The 7,725-nt window shown below is 61.5% G+C and carries 13 protein-coding genes and 1 pseudogene; 7 read left to right on the plus strand and 7 right to left on the minus strand.

Going from position 1 to position 7,725, the window contains the following annotated elements; all coding sequences use genetic code 11:
- From AC01FP_RS14950 to AC01FP_RS14960, 3 genes and pseudogenes are all read right to left on the minus strand, one after another.
- Positions 1-257: pseudogene (locus AC01FP_RS14950) on the minus strand (RAD52 family DNA repair protein); the annotation flags it as partial.
- Positions 258-361: 104 nt separating this feature from the next.
- Positions 362-988 carry a siphovirus Gp157 family protein gene (locus AC01FP_RS14955; protein ID WP_474481423.1) on the minus strand — a complete coding sequence of 209 codons (627 nt, stop codon included), beginning with the start codon at positions 986-988 and terminating at the stop codon, positions 362-364.
- A 52-nt stretch (positions 989-1,040) separates the two neighbouring features.
- Positions 1,041-1,511, minus strand: a complete 471-nt coding sequence (locus AC01FP_RS14960) for an SLOG family protein (protein ID WP_474481425.1) — start codon at positions 1,509-1,511, stop codon at positions 1,041-1,043.
- A 652-nt stretch (positions 1,512-2,163) separates the two neighbouring features.
- On the opposite strand from AC01FP_RS14960, the gene AC01FP_RS14965 reads away from it, so the two are divergent.
- Positions 2,164-2,433, plus strand: coding sequence for a hypothetical protein (locus AC01FP_RS14965; RefSeq protein WP_254937217.1), 270 nt, complete (start codon positions 2,164-2,166; stop codon positions 2,431-2,433).
- A 447-nt stretch (positions 2,434-2,880) separates the two neighbouring features.
- Here the strand turns inward: AC01FP_RS14965 and AC01FP_RS14970 are convergent, their stop codons facing one another.
- Positions 2,881-3,144 (minus strand): hypothetical protein, encoded by a 264-nt coding sequence (locus AC01FP_RS14970; RefSeq protein ID WP_474481427.1) that lies wholly within the window; start codon positions 3,142-3,144, stop codon positions 2,881-2,883.
- Between the two features lie 484 nt (positions 3,145-3,628).
- Here AC01FP_RS14970 and AC01FP_RS14975 point away from each other — a divergent pair, with 484 nt between their 5' ends.
- The 5 genes from AC01FP_RS14975 to AC01FP_RS14995 all read left to right on the plus strand — a co-directional run bounded on the left by AC01FP_RS14975 (position 3,629) and on the right by AC01FP_RS14995 (position 5,084).
- Entirely contained in the window at positions 3,629-3,904 is a 276-nt protein-coding gene (locus tag AC01FP_RS14975; RefSeq protein ID WP_474481429.1) for a type II toxin-antitoxin system Phd/YefM family antitoxin, read from the plus strand.
- Entirely contained in the window at positions 3,891-4,160 is a 270-nt protein-coding gene (locus AC01FP_RS14980) for a Txe/YoeB family addiction module toxin (RefSeq protein WP_474481430.1), read from the plus strand. Before AC01FP_RS14975 ends, AC01FP_RS14980 begins: the two co-directional genes overlap by 14 nt.
- A gap of 111 nt (positions 4,161-4,271) precedes the next feature.
- On the plus strand, positions 4,272-4,514 hold the full coding sequence (locus AC01FP_RS14985; RefSeq protein WP_474481432.1) for a type II toxin-antitoxin system Phd/YefM family antitoxin: 243 nt from the start codon (positions 4,272-4,274) through the stop codon (positions 4,512-4,514).
- The gene (locus AC01FP_RS14990) at positions 4,511-4,780 is read left to right on the plus strand and encodes a Txe/YoeB family addiction module toxin (protein ID WP_474481434.1); all 270 of its coding nucleotides are present in this window, start codon (positions 4,511-4,513) and stop codon (positions 4,778-4,780) included. Before AC01FP_RS14985 ends, AC01FP_RS14990 begins: the two co-directional genes overlap by 4 nt.
- A gap of 88 nt (positions 4,781-4,868) precedes the next feature.
- Entirely contained in the window at positions 4,869-5,084 is a 216-nt protein-coding gene (locus AC01FP_RS14995) for a hypothetical protein (RefSeq protein ID WP_474481436.1), read from the plus strand.
- A 130-nt stretch (positions 5,085-5,214) separates the two neighbouring features.
- Here the strand turns inward: AC01FP_RS14995 and AC01FP_RS15000 are convergent, their stop codons facing one another.
- The 3 genes from AC01FP_RS15000 to AC01FP_RS15010 all read right to left on the minus strand — a co-directional run bounded on the left by AC01FP_RS15000 (position 5,215) and on the right by AC01FP_RS15010 (position 6,993).
- Positions 5,215-5,481, minus strand: a complete 267-nt coding sequence (locus tag AC01FP_RS15000) for a hypothetical protein (RefSeq protein ID WP_474481437.1) — start codon at positions 5,479-5,481, stop codon at positions 5,215-5,217.
- Between the two features lie 119 nt (positions 5,482-5,600).
- On the minus strand, positions 5,601-5,819 hold the full coding sequence (locus tag AC01FP_RS15005) for a hypothetical protein (protein WP_474481439.1): 219 nt from the start codon (positions 5,817-5,819) through the stop codon (positions 5,601-5,603).
- Positions 5,820-6,324: 505 nt separating this feature from the next.
- Positions 6,325-6,993, minus strand: coding sequence for a M23 family metallopeptidase (locus AC01FP_RS15010; protein WP_474481440.1), 669 nt, complete (start codon positions 6,991-6,993; stop codon positions 6,325-6,327).
- Positions 6,994-7,121: 128 nt separating this feature from the next.
- Here AC01FP_RS15010 and AC01FP_RS15015 point away from each other — a divergent pair, with 128 nt between their 5' ends.
- Entirely contained in the window at positions 7,122-7,217 is a 96-nt protein-coding gene (locus tag AC01FP_RS15015; RefSeq protein ID WP_474481442.1) for a hypothetical protein, read from the plus strand.
- Positions 7,218-7,725: the final 508 nt, after the last annotated feature.

Here is a 7,725-nt window from a genome sequence, read left to right on the forward strand (position 1 = left end):
TCCGCGATTACCTGCCAACCCTCCAGATAGCTCACGCGGCTGCGGCCCTGCTCCCGCTGGCGGACTTTGGCCCGATCAAGCGGAGCGGCCAGGGCGCTGATCTGCTCCTTGCTGAAACCTCCAGCAGAGCTGCGTGTGTCTTGCGGGGCGACGGGGGTGGTGGCGTCAGATCGACGCAACAACGCCAGAGCGGAAGGCTGGGGGCCAGAGCTCTGGCTGGAGCTGGCAGCTGGACGCTCAAGGGTGGTGGTGGTCATGGGCTTTGGACGCCTGGGACGCCGGTGATGGGAACTGGTCGTGAACAAAGGAAGGGGACCGCCACTGCAGCGGGCCGTGCGCGGGGGGCTCTGCCCCCCTCCGGTCAGTGGATGCGCCAGGAGCGGCGGTTGAGCAGCTGGGCGCCGGTGATCTGGCGGCCGGCTTTGAGGGCTTCCTTGATGGCGTTCTTGTCCGGCTTGCTGGTAGTGGAGAAGGTGAGCCACTCGGCATCGAGGGCCTGCTCGTCGTCGATCACCACCGCCTGGGACTTGCGGGAGGTGAGCTCGTGATCGGGGAAGGAGAACCGCGTAGCCGCCGGCTGCAGCTGGGTAAGGACAAAGATCAGCGACTCCTCAAGGGCATCAGCCCGGCCGGCATCAGAGCGGGCCAGATCGGCAAGCCGCTTGGCTTGCTGCTGGCGGTAGGTGGCCTGGCCGCGCAGGTGCTCGATCACCCAGCAGGTGGCATCGGCTTTGGCGGCGAGTGCAGCTTTATTGCCTTCCTCTGCCAGAAGTGCGGCCTCCAGCTCGGTGAGGGCCAGAGCGCGCTGCTCGGGATCATCCGTTTCAAGCTGCTCGGCTAGCTGGGAAATAGCGGTGGTGAGCTCCTGGGCCTCGCTGCCCAGCTGCCAGAGGGAACCAGAGCGCTGCAGCGAGCAGGCAGGGCCTGCAGCTGGAGGAGCTGCTAGCGGTTTGACTGCAGCAGCGGGGATGGGAGTGAGAACAGCCATGGCACGAATGAGGAGAAATGGGAACAGGGGAATAGGGGGCAATGCCCAGGAATCAAGGGAGGCTGGGGGCGTGGCTGATCTGCGCCACAGAGAGCGGCACTGGCGCACGGGCTGCTAAGCGGCGGGCTTCTCTCACTAGCGAGGCGGTGCCGGCGCCACCGGGGAGCGCTACCACCAGCACCGAGACCGGGGCAGCAGCAGAGCTGAGGGCTTCGGCCCGGCTAATCGCCAGCTCGAGCAGCTCCCGATTGCGGATTGGCCCGGCAGCGCGGCCATGGCGGCGCCAATCGGCGGGGAGCACCTCGACCGGCCAGCCCAGCTGATTGGCGGCGCGACCGATGGTGCGATCAGCGCCGCGGGCCCCGCCATGGAGCAGCCCATGGACGAGCTGACCGCTGGTGCGGGCCAGAAGGACAGTGGCGATCTGCGCGGGTAACCAGAGCAGATCTCGGCCACCACCGGGCACGATCACAAGCGAGTGGGATGGGGCTATTGCAGGGCTAGATGAGAGATAAAGATCCATGAATCAGCTGCCAGAGGTGACAACTGATCGGGGCAACACACCACAAATAAAAGAGCGGTAGTGCTGGCGAGATCAGGGAATTGGAATACCGCAGGCGATGGGCTAGGGGCCTTTGGCGCAGCCTTTATTCTAGCAGTACAAACGTACTCTAAAGCGGGTAGAGTGGCTGCGGGGCAATTGATTTGCACAGAGCAAGCCCATGCCAATCAGCCTCGGCTTACTAAGAATTAAGGCCATCAGATTCGAACAGAATTGACCATTTCCCGCGCAGCCGCGCGAGGAAAGCTGGGGCCTCACTCCAGCCAGCAATCGGCAGAGGGCCACCAGCCACCGCAGCCGCGGGAGAGATGCCGTGCCCTACTACCCCAAAACAGGCCAACTGAGGGCGGCGGCGGCTGTCTGACGTCAGCCACAGCTCAGCTGTGGCAAGTTCAAGGCAGCCGCCGGCGGCCGCAGCACTGCTGTGTTCTCTAGCGCTAGCCCCATTTTTTTGAGCGTTGCCGGGCTATTCCCCTAGCAGCACTCCCTTGCACCAACTTGCGTCGTCCTGCAGCGCAACCCACTAGGTGCCAGTGCTTGATCTGGTGCACCTTGGTGTGCGTGGATGGACATTCTTGGGTAGCTGCACCGCAAGGTGGGGCCAGCAAAGCCGATGACGCCTGAGCTCGCTAACTGCGTACTTGAGGGACTCCTGCTGCTCCATGAGGAGCTGTCGCAGGATCCTGAGTCGCCTTGGTATGTAGGCACACCAGATCAGACTCAGGTGCTGCATGACGAGCTCTGGATCTTGGCTGGAGAGCTCTACCCCCGCTCCAGCGCTGCTTTGGTAGATGCCTGGTACCGGGCTGGCCGCTCAGCCTTATTGCCGGTGAACTGCACCGGAGAGCTGTTCAGTAGCCGGCACCTCCAGCTGGTGGGCTGATTAGCTCTGCTACTGCTTGCTGCTCCCTGTCCAAGGCGCAGAGGAGTTCAGCTAGCAGGCGGTCTGCCAACCCTCGTCAGCGCTGCACCGCCCAGTAGTGCCAGCAGCAGGTTGAGGGTGGAATCAAAACCCATCTGCAATTTCTCAAGCGTGCCTGGGCATACCTGACCAACTGGCCGGCCTGCCAAGGCCCGCTGACCGCAGACCCCAGCAGCAAGGGAATAGTGTCAAAAGCTGGGTGCAGATCACTACCGCCAGGGCCTTAAAGACAAAGCGCTCACGATCAAAGGGAGGCTTACTGCTCTGCTGGGCAGGTGGCAGCAAGGGCGGCAGCTCATCGCTCATGCATCTGCACCTACAACCCTGTCCACCCTCTGCTTACGGATGGCAGATGAGCAGCCAGCCGGTGCCATTGCCATCAGCCTCCCAACGCGGCTGCTAGTTCTTCTAGCTGTAGTGCTGGCCTGCGCCGTTGGTGTTGGCGGTGTACCCACCTGCAACCAGATCAGCCTCTCCGTTGGGGTCGTTGTGAATGGCGACCGCCTCGGTGAAACCGATCACCTCACTCCAATGGCCCCCATCTGATGGCGCAGATACAGAACCGTGATGCAGCCAGCCCACGGCCACCGGCCGCCCCAGGTTGATCTGCTGCTCCAAAGCTGCTCGATCACCATTGGTCGCGAAGTTCGCCGTCAGCCCCAGGGACCTCAAGACAGATAGCTGGGCTTCTGCACTTGTGCTGTCGCCGTACTTGGCACGGATGACGTTGTATTCATCGTCCGAGCTGACCTTGCCCCAGTAGCGGGCAGAGCATGGCGCAGCTACTGGAGAAGCACTCGCGGTATCCGGTGCCGGAAGCGTTGTCGTTCTGGTTCTCCCAGGCCACTGGCAGGGGATTGGCATGGCCTGATGCCTCTGGAGACTGGGGTGCCGATGAGAAGGTCTGCCGCCAGGGCTGCCTCGGTGAAAATCGCTGGATCAGCGCTGATGATGGTGAGCAGCAACTGCTCAATCCCCTCGAGTTGCTGGAGCTCTGCCTACCAGGCATTCCAGAACTGGCGCCAGCGCTCACCGCTGAAGGGCGCCTGGGCGGCAGGAGAGGTTGTGGTCATGGCAGCAAGGCAGTCCTTTGCTGTTGCCGCGCCAGACCACTGAGTCCGCCCTATGCTGTTGTACAGGTAGTTGGACGAGTGCGATGCAGGTTGTCAGCTTCTCGGAGGCTCGAGAGAGCTTCAAGGCGGTGCTCGATCGCGTGGAAACCGACGCCGATGTCACCTTGATCACCAGGCGCCATGCACAAGGTGCTGTGGTGATGTCCCTGGATACTTACAACAGCCTGATGGAGACGGTGCATCTGCTGCGCTCGCCTGCCAATGCAGCCCATCTGCAGCGCTCGCTGGAGCAGGCCGAGCGAGGTGAGCTGCTGGACCATTCCCTGATCGACGCTGATCAGCTCGATGCCGGCAGCTGAGCGGCTGGCGTGGACGCCGGCAGCCTGGGATGACTATCTCAATTTGCAGGGACAGGAGCGCAAGCAGCTGAGGCGCATCAACCAGTTGGTCCAGGCCTGCCTGCGGGATCCATTCGTGGGTATCGGCAAGCCGGAGCTGCTGCGCGAAAACCTCTCGGGCTGCTGGTCACGCCGCATCGATGACGAGCACCGTCTCGTCTACCGGCTGGATGGCACCACGCTCGTGATCCTGGCCTGCCGCTATCACTACCGCTGAGGCCAGGTGCTGGGCAATGACACCTGGGCCGCAGGGCAGTCCTTTGCTGTTGCCGCCTCCTAGACCCAGGCCTCAAATGCAGTACGCTTTCACGTACAGTAAGGGGCAGTCATGACCAGCGTGACGGCGACAGAAGCCCGCAAGCGGCTCTACGCCTTGATCGATGAAGTGGGCCACTCCCATGAAGCCGTGCAGATCACTGGCAAGCGGGGCAACGCCGTGCTGCTTTCAGAAGGTGACTGGCGTTCGATCCAGGAGACCCTGCATCTGGTGTCGATCCCCGGCATGCGCGAGTCGATCCTTCAGGGCATGGACACGGATCTGTCTGAGCTGAGCAGCGAACCGGGCTGGTGAGCTGGAAGGTTCTGTTCACCAAGCAGGCGCAGAAGGACGCCCGCAAGCTGGCCTCCGCCTCCCCAGCGCTCAAGGTCAAAGCGCAGGAGCTGCTGAACCTGCTGGCCCAAGACCCCTACCAGCAACCGCCGCCTTTCGAGGCGCTGGTGGGAGACCTCCGCGGTGCCTGCTCCAGACGCATCAACATCCAGCACCGGCTCGTCTATCAAGTGCTCGATCAAGAGCGCATCGTGAAGGTGCTGCGGATGTGGAGCCACTACGAGTGAACGTCCTGTCCTCCGCCTTCCGCTCGATTGGTGAAAGCCCTCGGCAATAGCCCCTGACCTCCCCGGGGCGCTGCCCCCCTGTTGTGCCATGGGCCTCACCCTGATCGAGGCAGCCAAATACGAAAACAGGCTTGAGCATCTAGCTGTGCTCAAGACGTTTTCAGAGGGCGAACTGCTCGCCCAGCTGCCGTTCATGAATATTGCCGGCAGCGGTCTGTTCTATTCCGCTGAACAGGAGCTGCCACCGGCGGTCGAGCCGCGTGCGGAGGCCTGGAGCTTCGCTCCGATCTCTCTCTGTGCATGAGTGCCATGGCACCGCAGCCGCGGGAAAGCAGCCCTGCCCGCCACCCATCACCGGCCCCGGAGCGGAGGACTGCCGTCGTCGCACCGATAGGTGCGCTCAACGAATTCGCACGGAGCCTTGCGGTGTCTGCTCAGCGCGCTCGCGCAAAGGCGAGCAGTGCGCCTAAGTCACCTCGATCGGCCTGCTGGAGAGCGGCGATGTATTGCTGGCGCAGGCCTGAGGTATCGACCAGGGAGCTGCTGCCTCCCCAGGAGAAGCGAGGTGCCCCCAGCTGCTCGATCAAGACATCAGCGATCAGGCGCCCATGGCGGCCGTTGCCATTGGGGAAGGGGTGGATGGAAACCTGTCCGGCGACAATGAAGTTGGCCGGCCAAGGGGCTTGACGCGGGACACTCACCCAATGAGCCCAAGCAGAAGGGCACAGGCTCGCCAATGGGCAGGTCGGCCAAAATCAAACCAGCGGTGGCATCAGTACAGCTGTTCTACTCCTGGTGGGATGGCTTGGGTTGGATTGGCTCAGCTGCCGGCTTCTGGCCAGGGAAGCAGCTTCATATCCCCCACCTTGTTCCAGGTTTTGCATTTGGGATCAGCCAGCCGGTAGATGGCGTTGCCGTCTGGTCCGCTCTTAGTGACGACTAGGACCGGTGCACCAGGCCAGCCGATCCGCCAAAGCTGCTCACCACCCTCCAACACAATCAAATCGCCGGTGGCAGGGTGCTTGAGGTCTGGGGCCATCGCTGCACCGTAGAAACCCACAGGCGATTGGTTGCCAAGTCTGCTCCGGTGCGAGCGGAACAAGGACAACCCCAGGTGGATAGCTCAATGGATCGTCTGCTGGGTGGCTCAGTTTTCGTGTCGCCTCTGGCTCAGTTTTCGATGTCGCCTGACAGCTCTGGCGCTGAAGGATGGCGTGCTCTACTCCTGGCTCAGCAAGGAGTAGGTGTCTTGACTTAGTAACTCCACCACAAGCTCTTTTCTTGTGGCTACGCCACCAGTTAATTCATCTTATTATTGGGATCTTTTTCACTTCCAGAAGATAAGTTCAATGGGGTGCAGCCGAAGCTCTTTCATCAATTTGATTTCATCGCACCAACGCAATCCGGCAGCGATATTAGACAGTGAAGCCAAGAGAGTGAAAATTTGGCGGTCAGTACTTGGATCTGATATTTGACTTGTAGCCCTCGCAGGCTTTCGCCTTATATGTTCTTTTAGATCCGACGCCAGCAGGGTAATGAGCGGATCAAGGAGTGATTGTGGCAAGCACCGGCGGTGGGGCTGGGGGAGGCAGCAGAGGCGGCAGGTGGGGGGTTGGATCCAGGGCTAGCAACTCTGTGCCCTGGCGCCGCAGCTCGAAGTGCAGGTGCGGGCCTGACGCCGATCCAGTCATTCCCACCGTCCCCAGGGGTTGCCCCTGTTCCAGCCAAGCGCCTTCCAGAACGGAGGCTTGATGCAGATGGGCATACAGCGTCTGCCATCCCTCTCCATGATCTATTAACACCGTGGTGCCATAGCCGCTGATCGTCTCCACCAGCAGCACCCGTCCGGCCTGGGAGGCGATAACCACAGTGCCCTGCCGGGCCGCCAGATCGATGCCGGTATGGAGCCGCCAGGCGGAGCGCCGCTCGGAGTAACGCCAGCCCCAGGGGTCCAGGCTCTCAGCCAGCTCGGCCAACGGATAGGCCAGGCGCGGCGCTACCGAATCCAGTTCTGTCGCCAGCACAACGCCCTGGGTGACCGATCCCGTCGCACCCGGGAGTCGCACATCTGGCACCGAAACTTGGCGCGGCAGCACCTGAGGCATTGGGGGAAGAAAGGCCTGGGGCTCGGCTCCTTGGGCCCGCAGGGGCAGCGGGGCAACCACAGCCGCAAGTAGTAGTGACAACAGCACGGGCCAGCTCCGGTGGGTCATAGTTCAGGGGATCTCGCTCCAGCGCCAATCGGGGTCGTAGATCCGCAGGGTGCCAAATCCCACCGGCGCTGGCGAGGGGTTGGGGCCGCTTGTCACGTGAGCCCCCGTTACTCAAAACTCGCAGTCACATGCGCCGTAACGACGCCAGGGAGCAGTGGATAAGGCTCAAGGCCCAGGGCTGGAAGCAGGTGGACCCCCAGTGGGGCGCCGAAGTAGATGTTTAGGCAGGGTGGGTAAAGGAAGCAAGTTGTAAGCCACAAGGGATTAGCGCTAATGAGGTGAGGCCCCGCCCAACTCACCCCTTGATCCCATCGCCGCTTTAGTGAGCGCTAACCCTGCTCAAGTAGGGACTCCTGAAAAAGCCAGATCGACTGCAGCGCAACTTGTTTCAGCGATCGAAACCCGTTAAGGGCACCTCGAAAAATACGATCAGCCCTTGCGTTGAGGCGACAATAGCTTATAATTTGAATAGTTAATTGCATGCCTGGTATGGGCCAAAGAGGCTTCTGGGACGAGCAGCAGAGGGTTGAAAAGCTCAAAACTAAAAAGCCTGTTCTTGAGCGACTTTCCGAATCGATTCCTTGGGAATCATTTCGCCCACTGCTCGAAAAAGGTTATGCGCAAGAGCGCAAAAGCAATGCTGGTCGGCGGAGAACCCCCAGTTTCAGGAAAGTTGTCACCCCTCTGATCAGTACATCCGGGGGCTTGAGGACATGACTAATGCGTCGATAC

This window comes from Cyanobium sp. NIVA-CYA 375 (assembly GCF_056108345.1).